At 67.1% G+C, this 18183-nt stretch carries 14 protein-coding genes and 1 tRNA gene; 7 read left to right on the top strand and 8 right to left on the bottom strand.

The window, feature by feature from the left end:
- Nucleotides 1-18: 18 nt before the first annotated feature.
- Together ACO06P_RS09615 and ACO06P_RS09610 are read right to left on the bottom strand one after the other, a co-directional pair.
- The gene (locus tag ACO06P_RS09615; protein WP_420349899.1) at nucleotides 19-582 is read right to left on the bottom strand and encodes a septal ring lytic transglycosylase RlpA family protein; all 564 of its coding nucleotides are present in this window, start codon (nucleotides 580-582) and stop codon (nucleotides 19-21) included.
- A 65-nt stretch (nucleotides 583-647) separates the two neighbouring features.
- A complete protein-coding gene (locus tag ACO06P_RS09610) occupies nucleotides 648-887 on the bottom strand; it encodes a YMGG-like glycine zipper-containing protein (protein ID WP_420349898.1) in 240 nt (79 codons plus the stop codon).
- Nucleotides 888-1413: 526 nt separating this feature from the next.
- On the opposite strand from ACO06P_RS09610, the gene ACO06P_RS09605 reads away from it, so the two are divergent.
- From ACO06P_RS09605 to ACO06P_RS09575, 7 genes are all read left to right on the top strand, one after another.
- On the top strand, nucleotides 1414-2130 hold the full coding sequence (locus ACO06P_RS09605) for a CHAP domain-containing protein (RefSeq protein ID WP_420349897.1): 717 nt from the start codon (nucleotides 1414-1416) through the stop codon (nucleotides 2128-2130).
- Nucleotides 2131-2237: 107 nt separating this feature from the next.
- Nucleotides 2238-2313: transfer RNA gene (locus ACO06P_RS09600), tRNA-Ile, on the top strand.
- A gap of 873 nt (nucleotides 2314-3186) precedes the next feature.
- Complete coding sequence (locus ACO06P_RS09595; RefSeq protein ID WP_420349896.1) at nucleotides 3187-4005, top strand: LCCL domain-containing protein; 819 nt, start codon at nucleotides 3187-3189, stop codon at nucleotides 4003-4005.
- A gap of 127 nt (nucleotides 4006-4132) precedes the next feature.
- On the top strand, nucleotides 4133-5899 hold the full coding sequence (locus tag ACO06P_RS09590) for a hypothetical protein (protein WP_420349895.1): 1767 nt from the start codon (nucleotides 4133-4135) through the stop codon (nucleotides 5897-5899).
- Between the two features lie 145 nt (nucleotides 5900-6044).
- Nucleotides 6045-7754, top strand: a complete 1710-nt coding sequence (locus tag ACO06P_RS09585) for a hypothetical protein (RefSeq protein ID WP_420349894.1) — start codon at nucleotides 6045-6047, stop codon at nucleotides 7752-7754.
- Nucleotides 7755-7824: 70 nt separating this feature from the next.
- The gene (locus ACO06P_RS09580; RefSeq protein ID WP_420349893.1) at nucleotides 7825-9624 is read left to right on the top strand and encodes a hypothetical protein; all 1800 of its coding nucleotides are present in this window, start codon (nucleotides 7825-7827) and stop codon (nucleotides 9622-9624) included.
- A complete protein-coding gene (locus ACO06P_RS09575; RefSeq protein ID WP_420349892.1) occupies nucleotides 9621-11462 on the top strand; it encodes a hypothetical protein in 1842 nt (613 codons plus the stop codon). Before ACO06P_RS09580 ends, ACO06P_RS09575 begins: the two co-directional genes overlap by 4 nt.
- A gap of 22 nt (nucleotides 11463-11484) precedes the next feature.
- On the opposite strand, the gene ACO06P_RS09570 is transcribed toward ACO06P_RS09575, so the two are convergent.
- The 6 genes from ACO06P_RS09570 to ACO06P_RS09545 form a co-directional block, all read right to left on the bottom strand.
- Complete coding sequence (locus ACO06P_RS09570) at nucleotides 11485-12360, bottom strand: endonuclease/exonuclease/phosphatase family protein (RefSeq protein ID WP_420349891.1); 876 nt, start codon at nucleotides 12358-12360, stop codon at nucleotides 11485-11487.
- Nucleotides 12357-13466 (bottom strand): endonuclease/exonuclease/phosphatase family protein, encoded by a 1110-nt coding sequence (locus tag ACO06P_RS09565; RefSeq protein WP_420349890.1) that lies wholly within the window; start codon nucleotides 13464-13466, stop codon nucleotides 12357-12359. The genes ACO06P_RS09570 and ACO06P_RS09565 overlap by 4 nt, the downstream gene beginning before the upstream one ends.
- The gene (locus ACO06P_RS09560; RefSeq protein ID WP_420349889.1) at nucleotides 13459-14559 is read right to left on the bottom strand and encodes an ABC transporter ATP-binding protein; all 1101 of its coding nucleotides are present in this window, start codon (nucleotides 14557-14559) and stop codon (nucleotides 13459-13461) included. Before ACO06P_RS09560 ends, ACO06P_RS09565 begins: the two co-directional genes overlap by 8 nt.
- Before the next feature lie 7 nt (nucleotides 14560-14566).
- Nucleotides 14567-15643 carry a carbohydrate ABC transporter permease gene (locus tag ACO06P_RS09555; RefSeq protein ID WP_420349888.1) on the bottom strand — a complete coding sequence of 359 codons (1077 nt, stop codon included), beginning with the start codon at nucleotides 15641-15643 and terminating at the stop codon, nucleotides 14567-14569.
- A 32-nt stretch (nucleotides 15644-15675) separates the two neighbouring features.
- On the bottom strand, nucleotides 15676-16614 hold the full coding sequence (locus ACO06P_RS09550) for a carbohydrate ABC transporter permease (protein ID WP_420349887.1): 939 nt from the start codon (nucleotides 16612-16614) through the stop codon (nucleotides 15676-15678).
- A gap of 78 nt (nucleotides 16615-16692) precedes the next feature.
- Nucleotides 16693-18063 (bottom strand): ABC transporter substrate-binding protein, encoded by a 1371-nt coding sequence (locus ACO06P_RS09545; RefSeq protein ID WP_420349886.1) that lies wholly within the window; start codon nucleotides 18061-18063, stop codon nucleotides 16693-16695.
- Nucleotides 18064-18183 lie beyond the last annotated feature (120 nt).

Below are 18183 nucleotides of genomic sequence, written 5' to 3'. Positions count from 1 at the left end.
GGACCTCTAACCCAATCTTCAGCCCTCGGCCAGCACCTCGACGCGGACTTTGGTGAGGCCCTCGTCGACGAAGCCGAGCGCCTCGGCAGCGGCCAGGGAGAGGTCGATGATGCGCGGTTTGATGAAGGGGCCGCGGTCGTTGATGGTCACCACGATGGAGCGCTGGTTGGACTCGTTGGTCACGCGGACCCGGGTTCCGAAAGGCAGGCTGCGGTGCGCCGCGGTCATGGCGTTCATGTCGAAGCGGCTGCCGCTGGCCGTCAGCCGTCCGTGAAAGCGTTTGCCATACCAGGAGGCGAGGCCGCTGAAGGTCTCGGTCACCCGTTCGGCGGCCCCGATGTCCGGATCGTCCGGCTCAGGCGGCAGAGCTGCGAGAGCGGCGCCTGGCCGTGCCGGGCGGGCCGCCGGTGAAGCGCGCAAAGCTGCCCGGCCGGCGGATGGTTCGTCCGCCGGCGCAGGCGTGGCCGCCTGTCCCTCCACAGGCTGGTTCTCTGTATGCCGCTTTTCCGTGGGGCCGGTCGCCGCGCAGCCGCTCAGCACGCCGAGTACGAGCAGCACGGCCAGTCCGTTACGCGACGGCATGAGGGATTCGTCTGCGCGCGATGAGCGGGCGATGGGCGTTCGGCGCCTTCAGGGGCGGCGTCGGCCTATTCCCAGAACGGCTTGCCCAGATCGATGGTGTCTTCGTCGGTCAGGGCACCGGTCAGGCCGCCCGCCGCGGCGCCGATCAGGGCGCCTTCAACGATGGTGAGGCCGGTCACGGCACCGACCACGGCACCGGCGCCCGCGCCGATGCCAGCGCCACTCAGGCCGCGGTCGCCGGTCGAGGACCCGCAAGCAGAAAGTGCAAGAGCTGCGGCGGTCATAAGGATAGGTAGGCGAATCATAAGGTTCTCCTCAATACAGCGCTTCAATTCCCGCAGAGTCCCGACTGCCCCGCGAGAGATATAGGGAGTCTGGACTCTGCACAGCTATGTCAAAACTGTGCCCTGACAACGCTTTTGGGAGACCTTCTATTCCCCCCGCGTATAGAATTCTTGCGTAGGGCCCGATTGTGACTTGCCCCGCGCGCTCCGTTAACTCGGATGCCTTGACTTGTGAAGGCCAGGAGCTAGGTTTGCGCGCAGGGATTTGGGACATCGGGTCTTGGTGGAAGAACAATAAGGGCCGCGTCGTCGGCCTGTTGGAGTGTTGGGGGAAATTCGTTTCTTGCAGCCTGCCGTCAGTGCCCGCCGGTCCGGCGGGGTCAGCCACATGATTTATGATCGGATGCCGGGGTGCTTCGGCGTCCCTTCGGGTGCTGAGCGGTGCGGGCGTCGATCCCAGGGCCCGGATCGATCAGGCCCGGAGCGCTCAAGCCAGGATCGATCAGGCCCGGCGCGCTCAAGCCAGGGTCGCTCGAGAGGATCTGCGATGGCTGCCCGCCTCGCGGTGCTCGGCCTCCTCGGGCTCCTTTCCGCCTGCGTCACGGCGAAGCCGCCGGGTGGTCCCGACGGGTCCCCGCCTGTCCCGGCCGCATCCGCCGCTGCCCAGGCGCAGACGGCGGGGGAGACGGCGGGGGGCCTGCCGCAGGCCCACGGCGAGCGCCGGAGCGTCGCCCCTGCCTACACGCCGGCGGTCGGCAGGCCTGCCGACGAACCCCTGATTCAGGCGAGTCTGATCGGCCTGTCGAAGCTGCCGCTGCCGACCCGGCCGCGCCCGGCCATCGTCTCGGCGGGCCGCCACCTGGAATGCGTTCCCTATGCGCGCAAGCTTTCGGGCATCCAGATCCGCGGCGATGCCTGGACGTGGTGGGCCAAAGCCACCGGCCGGTATGAGCGCGGCGCGGCGCCGCAGCCCGGAGCGGTCATGGTCTGGAGCAAGACCAAGCGGCTGCGCCAGGGGCATCTGGCCTACATCGTTGCGGTTCTGAACGAGCGCGAGGTGCTGGTGCATCAGTCCAACTGGTTGAACCGCGGCCGCATCCACCGCTATACGCCGGTGCGCGACGTCTCCAAGAACAACGACTGGTCGGTGGTACAGGTCTGGTACACCCCGGGCCAGCGCTACGGCAGCGGGCGTTTCCCGATCTACGGCTTCATCTATCCGAACGACCCGGACGACGTCCAACTGCTGCAGGCGGCGAACTGAAGTCCGCCGGCAGGCAGCCCCGGTCGTCGCCCCGGCCTTCGTCTGCTTCGTCTGGGGCGGACCGGCAATTCACTTGATCTATGGGCTTGCAGGGGCACAATGGCGCCGGGCCCGTAGTTCAGCGGTTAGAACCCACCGCTCATAACGGTGTTGTCGCAGGTTCGAATCCTGCCGGGCCCACCATCCTGCCGACCGCCCGGCCCTTCCGACCTCCTGGCCCTTTTGATCTCATGATCGCCTGACCGCAGCCGGTGACGCGCCCTTGGCGGCGCGATTTCAGTTGGCTGCCTACCGCTTTCGGGGTGCGATTCGCGTCTGGCGCTACTCCCTTCGAGACGACACAACGCTGCGGTTACAGAACTGAAACGATAAAGGGGCTGAAATCCGCTTCGGGTTTTGCTAGAACACCGCCCGAGCGGAAGCTCCTGAGGTTTTGGTGGAGGAACCTGGGGCTGCTTTGCGAGGCGACAGCCTTGCTCCGTCATCATGCTACGACCGTGAGGACTGGAATGAGCAACACCGAATTCTTCCACGCAAGCCATATCCCCTGCGACCCCCTTATCCAAAGACCACGCGTCCCGAGACGACGCGCCCGGAGTCCCCGGGTCGGAAGACTCGGCGCCGCCGCGCACGCGCGTGCCGTCGGCTGGGGATGTCTTGCTCTGAGCTGAGTGCCCGGGTGACGCTGCGCCGCCTTTGATGGCTTTGCGCACAGTCTGACACGGCCACACCCCGACATAGTCTTGCTTTCAGCAGGCGGCGTCTTCGCTGAAGACCAAGCGCTGGCTGCTGCCGGTCCCCGAGATCGGCGGCCCGGCACTGACGGGGCCACGCCGCTGCGGACAGCACCGAAAGGGCAGTGACGGCCAGGTCTGTTGTGCCGCTCGATGGCACGAACCGACGTACCGGATTGCAGCGCTCACCCGCCACTTATCGCACCCACTCAACGCGCGCTGCCGCCACGGCGGCGGCGGCCGAGAGGGTTTCCCTGAAGTGACCGTTCTTTTTGTTTTTTCAGAATGTTATCGCAACCCAAGCATAGGAGATCGAGGTATTATGTTTCGCAAATTGAGCCTTGTCGCTGCCGTCTCTGTTGTCGGAATGTCTTTTGCTGGTGGGCTGACCACCGAGGCCCAGGCCCAGGATAAGGAAGTGGTGGTCCCCGAGATCGAGTGGGACACGGCGCTGAAGAAGTTCCAGGTCGACAGCGACAAGTTCATCGGCCAGCGCTTCTCGGTTGCCTGCCCGCCCCATTCGGTGCGCGACACCATGGAGCAGGTCTACGGCACCGACGCCTATCCCAGCGACAACGCGATCTGCGTCGCCGCCCTGCATGCCGGCAAGATCACCACCGAAGACGGCGGCCAGGTCATGATCCAGCTCAACCCCGGCCTGGAGGCCTACACCGGCAGCAGCCGCAACGGCGTCGACAGCGCCAGCCTGCCGGGCACCCAGCGCTCCATGGTCTTCGTCGATGCCGAGAGCGCGGCGGCGGCCGACGAGGCGCGCCAGGACTACATCCCGCGCCTGAAGTGGGATGCCAAGTTCACCGGCACCGGGCTGGCCAACAAGGACCTCAAGGGCCAGGTGATGACCTTCAACTGCCCGGCCGCGCCCGGCGACCTGCGCATGCGCCGCGTCGTCGGCACCGACTCCTACGCCTTCAACTCCATCGTCTGCCTGGCCGCGGTCCATGCCGGCAAGATCACCACGGCTGAAGGCGGCCTGGTCAACGTGCAGATCGACCCGGGCATGAAGAAGCTGGTCGGTTCCATCCGCAACGGCGTCGAGACCAAGAACGGCGGCGGCGGCCACACCACCATCTCCTTCGTCGACGCACCGCTGCGCGCAACCGCTGCGCCGCTCCAGAACTGATGTCGGCGTAACGCGTGAGGCTGGCGGCGGCGGGTCCCCCGGGTCCGCCGCCGCTTCCGTCCTTCCAGCGGCGCCCTTTCCGCGCCGCGCCGCCGGCCATGCCTTCCGAAATCAAAGAGGACGCGCAATGAGAGTGTACACACAGCGGGCCGTTGCCATCGCCGCGGTCATGCTTGCGGTCTGCAGCCCAACCCTTGCCGCTGCCGCGCCGGGAGCGGGTGGTTGCGCCGAAGCTGCAGACACGTCCTGCGCGGAACTGCTGCTGGCTGACGCTCTTGCCGCCGCAAGCTCGGTGGAAGACGAAGCTCTGCGCGGGCAGGCGCTGCTTGACGTGGCTTTCGCCCAGGCCAAGGCCGGCGCGTTCGATACGGCTCTCGCCACCGCGAGGACGATCAGTTCCGGCGACACCCGCGGCTTTGCCATGCAGCTCGTTGTCTCCGAGCAGGCCAAAGCCGGCTTCTTCGCCGAAGCCTTCGCTGCCGCCCGGACCATCGAAACACCGGAACACCGGGATGCGGCCCTTTTTGATATTGCCAACCATCAGGCCATGGCGGGCCTTTACGAGGCGGTCCGCGCCAGCGCCGCGGCCGTCGAAAGGCCCGGCGCCCGATCGATGTTGCTGTCGCACATCGCGATGATCCAGGCGCGTGCCGGCGACTACGCCGCGGCGCGTGCCAGTGCCGCTGCGGCAGACCGCGAAGAGGCGTTGGACGAAGTCCGCGACCACATCGCCCGGGCGCAGGCGCAGGCCGGTGATTTCGACGCGGCCCTGAGAACTGCGGATACCATTGAGCTGGCGCCGCGTCGTGCCAGTACCATGGGCTTCATTGTCATTGCCCAGACCGAAGCCGGCGCGATTGCGGAGGCCGTTGCCACGGCTGCACGCATCGGCAGCCCCGTCGGGCGCGGCTCGGCGCTGATGTTTATCGCGGCGGCGCAGAGCAAGGCCGGTGACTTCGCGGAGGCGTTGGACACAGCGGGCCGCATCGAGTTTCCGCATACCCGGGCGCGCACGCGGTGGCGCATTGCTTTGGATCTCGCCGATTCCGGTCAGCTCGACCGTGCCCTGGAGACCGCGCGCAGCATCGAAACAGTCGACGAGCGTGCCGATACGCTGCGCCAGCTCGCAGCGGAAGAGGCCGGGCGCGGCGGGCAGCGCGTGCGGGCGTTGTTCCTGGAGACTGTCGCCGTCGCCGGAAGCATTGAGGACCAGCGCACGCGGGACTTTCTGCTCAGCCAGGTGATCGTGTCGCAGTCCGCCAGCGGCTACGCCGATCTTGCGCTGGCGACGGCCGCCATGATCGCGGAGGGTCCCACACGCGATGAAGCGCTGAGGGCCGTGGCCGACGGCCAGCTGGAGGACGGTGATCCCCGGGCGGCCCTCGTGACGGCCCGCAGCATCGCCTATCCCGAAACGCGCGCGCAGACCTTGGTCGACATTGCAAAGAAGCGCGCTGCGGCTGGCGAGAAAGAAGCGGCGGCGCAGGTCTTCTCGGAAGTGCGTGCGCTGGCCGAGGAACTGAGCGCAGACCCGTCGGAGGCCTGGATGGCCGACCGGCTGCGCAGCAACCTGGCGGAAAGCCAGGTGGAATCGGGTTTCGCGGAGGCCGGGCTTGCCGAGCTCGAACGTATCGGCGACGGCGCGCTGCGCGCCCGCGCGGCTGCCTACGTCGCCCGGCTGCAGGCCCAGGATGGCGATCTTCAGGCGGCTTTTGCCACGGCGCGCGGGCTTGGCGACCCCAATGCACGCTACGAGGCGCTTTGGTCCATCGCCATGGCGCTGGCCAAGGGCGGCAATTTCACCGGCATGTCCGCAGCGGTTCGCGAAGTCGGCGACGGCGCGCTGCGCGCACGCCTGCTGGCAATGATCGTCATTGAACTCGTTGCACGGTGAGGGCGACACCATCGTTGCGGCCACGTCGGACCGGCCAGCTCGAGGAGCAGTGATGACACAGCACAGACGGATACCCTGCCCTCTTGGGATTCTGACAGCAGCCGTCCTTGCGGCAGACATGGGAAGCGCGGCCTCGGCGGCGAACTTGCGCGCTTGTTTCGCGGCGCCGCAGCCGGCCTGTGCGGAAACCTTTCTCTCCGAGGCGTTGGATGCTCTTGAGGGCGTCGGCGAAGAGGGTCAGCCCGGCCTCGTTCTGCAGAGCATTGCCCAGGGTTATGCCGCCATCGGCGCCTACGATCGGGCGCGTGCGGTGCTGCTCCGACTTGATGATCCGGGACAGCGTGACTTCTGGCTGACGCGCTTGGTCGAGGCGCAGTCCGCGGGCGGCGATCCGGAGGGCGCCGTGGAAACCGCCGGGCGGATTGAAAACCCCCAGCAGCGGATTTCGGCGCTGGTGCAGGCGGGGTCCGAGGCAGGCGCGGGCGTGGCACTCCGGGCAGCCAAGGCCACCCTTCGAGAGATCGAGGATACCGGCAGCCGCTTGTGGATGCTGAACCTTATCGCCATGGCGGAGGCGGCCTCCGGCGATTTCGAGAGTGCCCGCGAGACGGCCCTTTCGATTCAAGAACCGTCGGTGCGCGCCGCTGCCCTGGGTGCCATCGCCGGTTCCATAGCCGATGCCGGTGACTTTGAAACGGCCCTGGCTCTGGCGGAAATGATTCCAGAAAGCGAGCAGCGCGACGGCTTTCTGCACCATATCGCCGCCCGGCAAGCCCAGCTGGCGACAACGGACGAGGCGCTTGCCACCGCCGGGCGCGTCGCCAACCCGCAGTCCCGCAGTCTTGCCCTGGCCTTTGTCGCAATGGGCGCGGCGGAAAGAGGCGCATCGGATGAGGCTCTGGCGGTTGCGGGGAAGATCGACGATGCCGGGCTGCGCAACCAGGCTTTCGCTGTTGTTGCTGGCCGGCTGGCGGTGGAAGGTGCGAACGAGGCTGCCTGGGCAGCCGCCGGCCGTATCGAGGATCCGCTGCGCCGCGCCTTGGCGTTTGTCGACATGGGCTTGGTGGCGGCCAGCGAGGGCGCCGATGCCTTTGCCGCCCAGGCGGCCTTTGAGGAGGCACTCCGCCTCGCGCAGTCCGTACAAGAGCCCGAACGGAAAGCCATGGCCCTGGTGCGGATCGCCGGCGCACAGTCTCAGTTCGCAGATCGCCAGGCGGCGCTGGCGATTGCCCGGAGCATCGAGATCGAAGACCAGCGCGACGCGGCGCTCGGCCAGGTGTCGACGCAGCAGATCACGGCGGGAGCGCTCGGTGCGGCCCTCGCCACTGTTGAGGAGATCGCCGATGCAAGGCGTCGTGCCGAGTTTCTGGGGCAGCTCGCGGTGGCTCACGCCAAGGCAGGTGGGCGGGAAGAAGCGCAGGCGATCTTCGCCCGGGCTCGGCTGATGGCGGACGAAAGTCCGCGCGGGCATGAAAGGGATCATGACCTGAACGCCCTTGCCCTTCAGCAGGCCGAAGCCGGCCTTTACGCCGCTGCCTTGGAAACCGCCCGGGCGGCCGAGGGCGAGGAGGTCCGCGACATGGCGGTGGCCGGTGTCATTGCCGAACTGGCGGTTGCCGGCGACATCGCCGCGCTGACTGCAAACCTTGCCGAGATCGCCTCGGCGGAGCAGCGGGCCGTTGCCTGGGATCGCGCCCTGCATGGCATCACCGTGGCGGAGAACCTGGAGGCGGCCGTTGCCATGGCCCAGGCTGCGCCGGACGCCCGGTCGCGCGCCCTGGCCCTGGGTACCGCGGCCCTGTTGTTGGTGCCCACGCCCACACTCGCGCCCACACTCACGCCCACCGCCAAGTAGGCGTGCCGGCCCATGATGCATCGTTGGGGTTCCCCGGCCCGCAGCCCAGCGCAAGCAAAGGAGCATTTACATGGACAGCCGCAGGCTTTTGCAGGGTGGATCGATTGTCTCCGCCCTTGCTTTCGCTGCCTTCCTGGCATGGCAGGCTCCGCAGGCCGATGACGTGATGACCGACCCGCAAGAGCTGGCGGCCTGCATCAGCGACCCACAGCCTGCCTGCACAGCGGTCCTCTTCGCGGAGGCACAGGCTCTTGCGACCGCCATCCAAAACCGTGAGAACCGCGAGGCGGCCCTCCTCACCGTTGTTGCCGCGCGGCTCGCGACCGAAGACTACGAAGGCGCCCGCTCCGCCGCGTTGGCGCTGAGGGCAGGCGGGCAACGCGACTTCGAAATCGCCAAGATCGCGGGTGCTCAGGCACTGGCCGGTGATCTGGCCGGCGCCCGCGAGACGGCGCAGGGTCTGACGGATGGTCAAGCAAGGGCGGCCGCCGCAAGCAGTATCATCGAAGCGCGGGCCGCCGCCGGCGATATGGAGGGCGCGCTGGCAGAGGCGGAGGCAATTGCTGAGCCTGAACTGCGCGCGACGGCGCTGCGCGGGATTGTCATTGCCCAGCTTTCCGCCGGCGACCTGAAACAGGCCCTGGCACTTTCCGAGCGCTTGGGCAACGCTGCGCTCAGTGCCGAGGCCTCGCGCCTCGTTGGCATGGCGCAGGCCGATGGCGGTGACTTTACTGCCGCTCTGGCGACGGCGGCTGCGGTCGACGACCTGGGGCAACGCGACTTCCTTTACCGCTACATAGCGCGCAGCCAGGCCGATCGCGGCGCGATCGAAGATGCGCGCAGCACGGCTGGTTTGTTGGACGAGCCCAACGCGCAGGCCTCCGCGCTGGGGCACGTCGCAGTGGCCGAGGCCAGGACCGGCGACATTACGGCGGCGCTTGCGACGGCGCGCGGCATTGCGGCCGCCGCACATCAGAACTGGGCGCTGACCCGCATCGCCTCAATGCAGGGGCAGGCGGGGGACACCGCTGGCGCGCTCTCCACCATCCGGCTGGTGGATGACGGCTGCAGCCGCGCCGAGGCTTTGCGCGGCCTCGCTCTCATGCTGACAGCGGAAGGCGCCGAGGACTCCGCCCGGGCGGTCTTTGACGAAGCGGTCGCGGGGGCAGACTGCAACGGCGATGCCCGCACCGCCGACATGACCCTGAACCGCATCGTCGCGGCGCAGGCGGAAGCAGGTTATGTCGATTTGGCCCGCGCGACCGCGCAACGCATTGACGATCCGATGGTCAATGACGCGGCTCTCAACATCATCGCCACCACCCTGGCGCAGTCGGGTGAGGCGGAGGCAGCCCTTGCAACGGCCCGGCAGCTCAAGAACGACGACCTTCGCCGGAGCCTGCTGCGCCACATTGCGGGGCTGCGCGCCCAGGCCGGCGACGCTGCGACGGCAGAGGCGCTGTTCCAAGAGATCCGCGCGCAGGCGGACTCGCTGGAAGCGGTGGCGCGCGACAATCTGCTGCTCAATCTCTCCGGAAGCGAGGCGCGGGCCGGGTTTTTCGCCGCAGCGCTGACGAACGTCGAAGACATCGGGAACGCCGCGATGCGCGCCTCTGCGCAAACGACCCTGGCCCGTTTCCAGGCCGGGAGCGGCGACCTGCGCGGGGCCCTGGCGGTTGCCTCGTCCATCGCCGATGAACGCCTGCGCGCCGCCACCATAGGCGATGTCGTGGTTGCGGGCGCGAAGGCGGGTGACGCAGAGGCGGCCCTGGCGACACTCCATCTGCTTGAGGATCCGGCCGCAAAGGTGGCAGTGCTCAGCTTCACTGCCGAGGCGCTCCACTTCGCTGCCGAGCCGGAGCAGCCATGACGGGCCCGGCCTGCGGAACGGCCTTTCGGCAGCCGGGCCTTCTTCTGCTTGCGCTTGTCATCTGCCTTGGCGCAGGCCCGGCGGCTGGCCGCAGTGCGCCGCCCGACTGCTTTCTGCAACCGGAGCGGCATTGCATCGAGACACTGCGCAGTCTGGTGGAGGCTTCGGTGCGCGAGATCGAAGATGGGAGGCGCAGGCTCTGGGTCCAGGGCCAGCTGGCCATGGCGCTGGCCGATTTCGGCGAGATGACCGCTGCGCTCGATGCCGCCGCGGCGATCCTAGATAACAATGAGCGCGCCAAGGCACTGCGCTTTATTGCCTGGGAGCAGGTGGACCGGCGTGACGTTGAAGGGGCCTTGGCGACGGTCCGCAGAATCGAAAATCCGAACCTCCGGGACGACGTACTGCGCTCGATTGCCGCTTCCCAGGCCAGTCTCGGCAACCTGGGTGCCGCCCTGGCGACCGCAGAGACCATCGGGGCCGACTACGCCCGGGACTACGCCTTGGCGGACATCGCCCACGGCCGGGCCGGGAACGACGATCTGCAGGGCGCCTTTACGATCATCGGCGGCATCAAGCGGCCCGGCCTTCGTGCCGCGGTCATCTCGGACCTTGCAGTCTTGCGGGTGAGAGCCGGCGAGGTAGAGGCGGCTCTGGCCGCGGTCAGACGCATCGAAGACGAGGAAGCCAGGGTCGCTGCGCTCGGGCGGATGGCCGAGCTTGTGCTGGCGGACGGGAATCGGGACCGGACCCTTGCGATCCTGACGGAAGCCTCTGCACTTGCCCAGGGGATCGACGATCCCGCGCAGCTTGATTCAGCCTTGCTGACGGTTGTTGTTGGCAAGACAGGAGCCGGATTTCCCGTCAGCGCCTTTGCCGATGCCATTCTGATCGGCGACCCGGAGCAGTCTGCGCGCGGCTTCATTCACATCGCCGCTGCGCATGCCCGGTTGGGCGACGCAGAGGCTGCACTCGAGTCTTTCGACGTCGTTCTGGAAAGCGCGGACCTTGTCGCCGAAGAGCGGCAAGGGGATCTGATCCGCGTGCGCCTGGCCATTGCCGAGGCTGCAGAAGGCTACGCCGAAAGGGCGTTCAAGACGGTTGCGGGCATCGCCAATGCGGGCGTACGGGACAACGGTCTCTACGAGGTGACGGCGACCCTGGCGAATGCCGGTGAACTCGAAGATGCCAAAGCCGTAGCGGCGCGGATCGGCAGTGCGGCGACGCGGGCCGAGGCTCTTATGCTGGTCGCGCGGGCGGCTGCCAAAGATGGCGAAAGCGGGCGCGCCCGCGCGCTGCTGCACGAGGCCGTCGCGACGGCCCGACAGCACGCCGATGAAAAGCGTCGCGCCGGCGTTCTGCTGCGCATGGTAGAGGCGCAGGTTGCGACGGCGTTGATCGCCGATGCTCTGGCAACAGCACGGGGGATTGAATCCGGCCGCCACCGGGCGCCGGCGTTGGAGTCGGTCGCCAGCCATCTCTCCGCCGTCGGCGATCATGACGCGGCGCGGCGCCTGTTGGCCGAGGCGCAGAGCGCCGTTTCGGACCTGCCGGATGCCGAAGATCGCTTCGATGCCCTGCACGGCGTTGCGTCCATGCAGGCCCGTGCCGGCTACGCCGACATGGCGGTGGCCACGGCGGAAACCATCTCAGATGGTGACCATCAGGCCTTCGCCTTGGGGGCTGTTGCCGCAGTGCAGCTCCGCGGGAAAGACTTTGTCGGCGCCCGCGCGACGGTTCTGCGCATTCGCGACGAGGCCGCGCGCCGGGAAGTGCTGATCCGGGTCGCCCTGGGCCTGATGGAACACATTCTGACGGAGGCCGATTCCGAGCAGTAACGCGCGCGCCAAGTGGCGCCGCTTACGGAACGAGGTCCAGCTCCATCCAGACGGGCCGGTGATCGGAGCCGTTGGCCGCTTCGTCGATCCAGCAGCGGCGCACCCGCGCGGCGAGGCTTCCGGACACGAAGATGTGGTCAATGCGGGCCGGATGGTTCGGGTGGCTCGAGGCGTCACTGCGGCCGTTGCCGGCGATGTCCCAGGCATCGACCAGCCCCTCCGGGCTGTACAGGCGGCCGTAGCGTCCGGCATCGGGGCCGAGGAAGCGGTCGTACTCGACGGAATCGGGTTCGAAGTTCAGGTCGCCGGCCAGTACGATCTCCCGCGGCATGGGCAGTGGCCCGCCTTCGGTCCAGCCGGCCTCGGGGTTTGGATGAGACCCGCACCAGGCGCCACCCTCCGCCGGCGCGCGCTCGAGGATCGCCAGGATGGCGTCGATCTGCGGCAGGCGTGTGGCGCTGCAGAGATGACTCAGGTGCACGGAGTAAAAGCGGACCGGGGATCCGGCCGCCGGCGCGATGACGGCTTCCAGAAGGCCTTGCTGAATGCTGTGCTGGTTCAGCAGCGCGCGCTTCGGCAGTGGAAAGTTGCGCGACGAGAGGATCGGCGTGCGCGAGAGGATCATGGTGCCGAACTGGCGGCGGCGGTTCACCAGTCCACTGCCGTTGGCGCGGTAGCTGGCGTCGACATCCAGGTTGGCGCCGTAGACCCAGTGGTAGTCGCCGAGGAGGCGGGCCAGCTCTTCCGCCTGGTCGACCATGCCGGATCGCTGCCAGAAGCGCTCCACCTCCTGCAGGGCGATGACGTCGGCACCATCGACCTCGCGGGCGATGCGCGCCAGGTCGAAACGCCCGTCCTCGCCCAGTCCGTACTGGATGTTGTAGGTGACGACTCTCATGGCAGGCTCACGGTAACGGCAAGGGCTTCGTGGTCCGAGATCGCATCGCCCTGGCGGTCGACCGCCGCGACGATGGCGGGTTCTGTGGCGACAAGGCCGCGGGTGAAAAACCAGTCGATCTTGATGTGCGGCGGTGCCGGCGTTCCGTCCGGGCGGGTGCGGGTTGTCGGCGCGGCCTCCAGGTTGCAGGCTGTCCAGTCATAGCCGTGGGCGCGCGCCACCTCGAAGAGTGGCTCGAAGGCCTCGGGGCGGAGAAAGCGGCCCGGCGTTTCCTCCGCGAGGCGCCGGCGCAGGCTGTGGTAGTCGGGATCGCTCCGCTCCAGGGTATTGGTGTTGAAGTCGCCGCCGATGATCACCGGCGCCCCCGGCGCGTAGGCCTCGATGGCGTCCAGCAGAATGCCCATCTGCTCCGCGCGATGTGCCGGGCCGGAGTGACTTTCGAAGTGCACGGCCGCCAGGGTGATCGGCGTTCGGTCCAGGTCCAGCGTCGCCAGCACGGCCATGCGCCCGCCGATCCGCACCTCTCCCTTGAAGCGCTTCTGCCACCAGGTGCCGCTGCTTTCCAGCCGCAGCAGGGCGGGGCGCCGCAGGGAATGGGGGGACAGCAGGCCGCCGCCATGCAGTCCGCGGGCATTGTCCTCGCCGCCGTGCCAGACCCGTTCGCGTTCGTCGCCCAGCGACATCTCGATGAACTCGACCGCAAAGACGTAGCCCTGATCCAGGTAGTCCGCCAGATCGCGCAGCGTGTGGCGCTGCCCCGAGCGGGCCATGCCGAGGTCGAGTTCGGTGAGCAGACAAACATCGGGCTTCACGCGGCGCAGCAGTTCGCCCGAGTCCTCGACATACTTGCCCCGCTCAACGTTCCAGGAGACGACACGCAGGCTTTGCGTCGGGGGGCTGATGGCTGCCGGCTCCCGCACCTCGAGCTGGCGCAGCAACGGCCAGGCCTCGAAGAGCGCCGCGTGTTCGCGCGGGTCCGGCGGCAGCGCGAGATAACTGTTGCGGGTGGCGAGGTCGGGACCACGCAGTTCGGAAACGCAATCGAAGGACAAGAGCCCGGCGGCGCGCCGGTCATCCAGCGAAAAGGCAAGCTCCTCGTCAGGCATGCTGGCGCTGATCCATGATGTTGTGGCTTGCTGGCGAATCTGCGCGGACCTCCGCAATGCGCCGTTCGCTTACGGCGTCAAACAATAGGCTGTCATCCGCCGAGAACCGCAGGTGGACCGCCGTGCCGACATCGTGGCTGGGTACCGCATTGCCTTCGAGCATCCGCAGCTCGCCGAGCGGTGTGTCGACGCGGTAGAGCACTTCGCGGCCCATGGGCTCGATGCCTTCGATGCGGCCCGGCAGACCGTTCTCGGCGAAAACGAGATGTTCCGGGCGCAGACCGAGAACGACGTCGCCTTCCGCCTGCCCTGCCAGGACCATTTGGGCCTCGCCGACGGCCAGGCTTCCACCGGAGGCGCGGCCGGGCAGCAGGTTGATCGGTGGAGCGCCGATGAACGAGGCGACGAAGAGGCTGTCAGGGCGGCGGTAGAGATCCTCCGGGGTGCCGATCTGCTCGACCCGGCCCTTCGACATGCAGATGATGCGGTCGGCCATGGTGGTTGCCTCGATCTGGTCGTGGGTGACCAGGATCGTGGTGATGGCGGTGCGCTGCTGCAGGGCGCGGATCTCGGTGCGCATGGAAAGCCGCAGCGTCGCATCGAGGTTGGAGAGCGGCTCGTCCAGCAAGAGCAACTGCGGGGTTTTGACCAGCGCCCGGGCCAGGGCCACGCGCTGCTGCTGGCCGCCGGAAAGCTGGCTGGGGCGGCGGTCGAGCAGCTCCTCCACCTGCACCAGCCGCGCGGTTTCCCCGACCAGCGCCGCCGCCCTGTCCTTGGGGATGTCCTTGAATTTCAGGGGAAAGCCGATGTTGTCCCGAACCGTCATATGCGGATAGAGCGCGTAGGACTGGAAGACGATGCCGACGTTGCGGTCCTTGGCCTCGACCTCGTTGACGAGGTGGCCGTCGAAGGTCATCTCGCCGCCGCTGGGCGCATAGATGCCCGCCAGCATGAACAGCGTCGTCGACTTGCCGCAGCCCGAAGGGCCGAGGATGGCGACGAACTCTCCGTCGTCGATGGTCAGATCGGTAGGCTCCACGGCGACCACGTCGCCCCAGGCCTTGGTGATGCTGTTGAGTTCGATCCGTGCCATGGCGCGGTTATCCCTTCACGCCGCCGATGTTGAGCTGGGTCAGGTACTTCTGGAAGAAAAGATAGAGGAAGAGGCTGGGCAGAACGTAGAAAACCCCGACCGCGGCGACGATGCCGTAGTCCACGCCCATGATGTCGTCGGCGACCCAGAACAGATAGAGGCTCATCATCCAGTTGGATTTCTCGATGAGCAGGGTGCGCACGAAGACATATTCCTCCCAGCCCTTGATGAAGGAAAAGACGGCGATTGCGATCAGCCCGACCCGCACCTGCGGCAGCACCACCTGGAAGAAGGCCTGGCGGCGCGAGGCGCCGTCGGCCATGGCGCTCATCTCGATGTCCCAGGGCACGGCATCGAAGAAGCCCTTCATGATGAAGATGGAGAACGGCAGCTCCAGGGTGACGATCACCAGCAGCACACCGAAGATGGTATCGATCAGACCCGCCCAGTACATGATCAGGAAGATCGGAATGATCAGGGTCATCGCCGGGAAGGCGTGCAGCACCAGAAGGCTCTGCAGGAAGCTGGCGCGGCCGGGAAAGGAGAATCGCGAGAGGTAGTAGCCTGCGAAGGTGGAGACGGTGGAAACGATGACCGTCTGGCTGAGCGCCAGGATCAGGGAATTGCCGAAGGCCGACCAGACGCTGGGAAACTGCGTCCCGACACCGGTCGAGACCTGGCGCGAGGGCAGCTCGGCGACGATGTCGCGCACCCAGAAGAAGCGGTAGTTGTCGAGGTGGAGCTGCGGGCCCACCAGCACCGCAATCAGGACGCAGGTCAGCGCGGCGATCCCGAGGCTGCCCCAGGTCTTGGTGCGCGGCGAGGCGGCAAAGCTGCGCACCAGCGCGACGGCGATGACGGCGGGGATCAGGATGGAGACCGCCTGCCAGAGAATGGTCGAGGCGACGCCGCCGCTCTTGGCGGAGAAGGAGATCGCGACCATCCAGAAGTAGGGCAGCAGTACCGGCAGGCTGGTGGCGACCAGAAAGGCGATCAAAGCGCTCTGGGAGATCCGGCGCCGGCGCCGGGCACGGCGCGCCAGGTCGTCCCAGTCCGTCTGCGAAAGTGCGCTCGCCACCGCCATGTCACTGCACCCTCATGTCACCGGACTTCATGTCACTGGACCTCGATACGCGGCTGCTGCAGCAGGCGCTTCATGTCCATGAAGCGCCACATCAGAAGCGCTGCGGCGATGCCGATCACCACCAGGACCAGCGCCAGAGCCGCGCCGTAGGCGTACTGCCCGTTCTCGAAGGCGCGCTGGTAGACGTAGAGCGCATAGACGGTGGTGTCGAAGAAGGGGCCGCCGTTGGTGATCAGCCAGATGTATTCGAAGCTGACCAGCAGCGAGAGGGTCTGGTAGACGGTGATGAAGGACAGCGGCCAGCGGATCGCCGGCAGGATGACGTGCCAGACGATATGCAGTCCGCCCGCACCGTCGGCGCGCGCGGCGTAGAACAGGTGCTCGGGGATCGAACGGATCGCCGAGGTGAAGATGATCATCCCCATGGAGGCGCCGATGAAGCCGTTGGCCAGCACGATCAGCATCAGCGGATGATCGTTCATCATGTCGTAGACTTCGAAGCCGAAAGCGCCGTTGATGAACTGGTTGAGCAGGCCGCGCTCGGTCGGGTCGACCACCCAGGCCCAGAGCAGGGCATAGACCACCGAGGGGCTCATCCGCGGCAGCAGCCAGACGGCGCGGAAGAAGCTGCCGACCCTGTCGGGGATGGCGGTGGTGGTGAGCGCCAGCACCAGGCCGAAGGTGACGTTGAAGACCGCAAGGGTGCAGAACACGTAGATGAGCGTCAGCCCCAGCGCTGCCGACAACCGCCGGTCGCCGCCCAGCATGCGCTCGAAGTTCTTGGTCGTGAACTCGGTAACGCGCAGGGTCTGGCCCATGTCGGTGAAGGCGATGGTAATGTCGACGATCACCGGCAGGACAAAAAAGAGCGCGAGAAGAACCAGCGCGGGCCCGAGGAAGAGGACGAAGTTCGCCGTCTGGCGGGCGCGCTGGGAGGCGGCGAAGCCGGGGGCGGGTGCGAAGCTGGCCATTGCTGGAGGACGAAACGACGGGGCGGATCGCACCGGCCGGGAGAACCCGCGGCCGGTGCGCAGTCCTGAAACCGCCCGTCAGCTTCCGCCGACGATGATCACGTCGTCGCCGAGTTCGGCCTGCAGTTCCTCGACCACGAAGGCCGCGCCGTCCTCGGGCGAGATCCGGCCGGTCTCGACCCCCTGGATGCCCTTGTAGACGATCGCGTTGTAGGGGCCGATCTTCTCGTGGTTGGGCATGAAGGTCGCATAGGGCAGCAACCGCGCGCCGGCGCGGAGCGCCCAACCGTCCTCGACGAACTCGGGCATGGCGGCCTGGCCGAACTTGATCGGCGTGTGGCCGCTGGAGACCGCATGCTTGGTGTTGGGCACGTGCTGGGAGGCCAGCGCCACCAGCATGGCCGCCAGTTCCTTGTGCTCCGATTCTTCGCTGACCACGTAGATGATCGGATGCGAGAGGTTGGCGGGCCGTCCGCCCTGCTTCTCTGCCGGGCTGTGCAGCCAGCCCAGCTCGGTGAAGTAGGTTTCCTCGGTCAGGTTCATGATCTTGAGCTGATGCGGCACATTCCAGATGCCGTGGAACTTCATGAAGCTCTCGCGCCCGCGGAAGGCCTGGTGCACGGAATCCCATGACCAGGAGGTCATGTTCTCCGGCAGGGCGCCCTTGTCGACGGCGTACTTCAGCCAGGTGAAGAAGTTGGCGAGCTTGGCCTCGTCCATCTTCAGCTTGCCGGAGGCAGGGTCCGAAAGCTCGATGCCGAAGGAGGCCATCAGCATCTGAAAGTCGGGACCGACATTGGGGCGGTGCACGAAGCCGTACTTGGCGGCGCCCTTCTCAACCACTTCGGCGGCCAGATCAGCCAGATCGTAGAGGGTGAACTGGCCCTCCTCGACGGCGGCCGGCAGGCCTTCGATGAAGTCTTCCGACTTGCCGATCTTGCGCAGCATCTCCTTGTTGTAGAAGAACATGCGGATCTCGGAGTCCTGCGGGATGCCGTAGCGCTGGCCCTTGTAGGTCACCGATTCCCAGAGCACCGGGATCATGTCGCTGTAGAAATCCGGGTTGGCCGCGATGTGCTGTTCCATGTTCATCGCATAGCCGGCCTCCACGAAAGCGCCGATCCATTCGTGCGCTGCGACGTAGATGTCCGGGCCCTTGTCGGCGGCGAAGGCTTTCATCACGTCCAGGGCGTCGGCGTCGAAGCCCTTGGCGTTGTTCTCGTGAACCTCGACGGTCACCTTGATGTCGCTGCCGGCGGCGGCCAGCATGTTGTTCAGGGTCTGGGCGGCCCCGACGATGTTGCCCGCGCGCATCGGCCCGGAGCGGTCGGCGCGGGACCACAGCTTGATGGTGACCTCTTCGGCCATGGCCTCGACGGCGGTGAAGCCCGTCGGCAGTGCCACGGCGGCGGCAAGCAACGCGATCTTGGTCGACTTGATGAGTTTCATCCTTCACACCCCCCTCTCGTGGGTCGTTCCTGCGGCACAGAATGGCTCGAGGGATGCCCGGCCTCCGCCGCACGGCGCCTGATGCGGCAGCCGAGGGCAGCAACGGTCATTTACCTCTCC

It is taken from the genome of Pelagibius sp. (assembly GCF_965227505.1).
Classification (GTDB): Bacteria; Pseudomonadota; Alphaproteobacteria; order Kiloniellales; family Kiloniellaceae; genus Pelagibius.
The sequence above is the reverse complement of the archived record's forward strand: the minus strand, read 5'-3'. Positions and strand labels throughout refer to the sequence as shown.

What these genes read in the sequence shown, in the direction of transcription:
- ACO06P_RS09615 (WP_420349899.1), bottom strand. Translation starts at nt 582, where the DNA reads ATGCCGTCGCGTAACGGACTGGCCGTGCTGCTCGTACTCGGCGTGCTG.
- ACO06P_RS09610 (WP_420349898.1), bottom strand. Translation starts at nt 887, where the DNA reads ATGATTCGCCTACCTATCCTTATGACCGCCGCAGCTCTTGCACTTTCT.
- ACO06P_RS09605 (WP_420349897.1), top strand. Translation starts at nt 1,414, where the DNA reads ATGGCTGCCCGCCTCGCGGTGCTCGGCCTCCTCGGGCTCCTTTCCGCC.
- ACO06P_RS09595 (WP_420349896.1), top strand. Translation starts at nt 3,187, where the DNA reads ATGTTTCGCAAATTGAGCCTTGTCGCTGCCGTCTCTGTTGTCGGAATG.
- ACO06P_RS09590 (WP_420349895.1), top strand. Translation starts at nt 4,133, where the DNA reads ATGAGAGTGTACACACAGCGGGCCGTTGCCATCGCCGCGGTCATGCTT.
- ACO06P_RS09580 (WP_420349893.1), top strand. Translation starts at nt 7,825, where the DNA reads ATGGACAGCCGCAGGCTTTTGCAGGGTGGATCGATTGTCTCCGCCCTT.
- ACO06P_RS09575 (WP_420349892.1), top strand. Translation starts at nt 9,621, where the DNA reads ATGACGGGCCCGGCCTGCGGAACGGCCTTTCGGCAGCCGGGCCTTCTT.
- ACO06P_RS09570 (WP_420349891.1), bottom strand. Translation starts at nt 12,360, where the DNA reads ATGAGAGTCGTCACCTACAACATCCAGTACGGACTGGGCGAGGACGGG.
- ACO06P_RS09565 (WP_420349890.1), bottom strand. Translation starts at nt 13,466, where the DNA reads ATGCCTGACGAGGAGCTTGCCTTTTCGCTGGATGACCGGCGCGCCGCC.
- ACO06P_RS09560 (WP_420349889.1), bottom strand. Translation starts at nt 14,559, where the DNA reads ATGGCACGGATCGAACTCAACAGCATCACCAAGGCCTGGGGCGACGTG.
- ACO06P_RS09555 (WP_420349888.1), bottom strand. Translation starts at nt 15,643, where the DNA reads ATGGCGGTGGCGAGCGCACTTTCGCAGACGGACTGGGACGACCTGGCG.
- ACO06P_RS09550 (WP_420349887.1), bottom strand. Translation starts at nt 16,614, where the DNA reads ATGGCCAGCTTCGCACCCGCCCCCGGCTTCGCCGCCTCCCAGCGCGCC.
- ACO06P_RS09545 (WP_420349886.1), bottom strand. Translation starts at nt 18,063, where the DNA reads ATGAAACTCATCAAGTCGACCAAGATCGCGTTGCTTGCCGCCGCCGTG.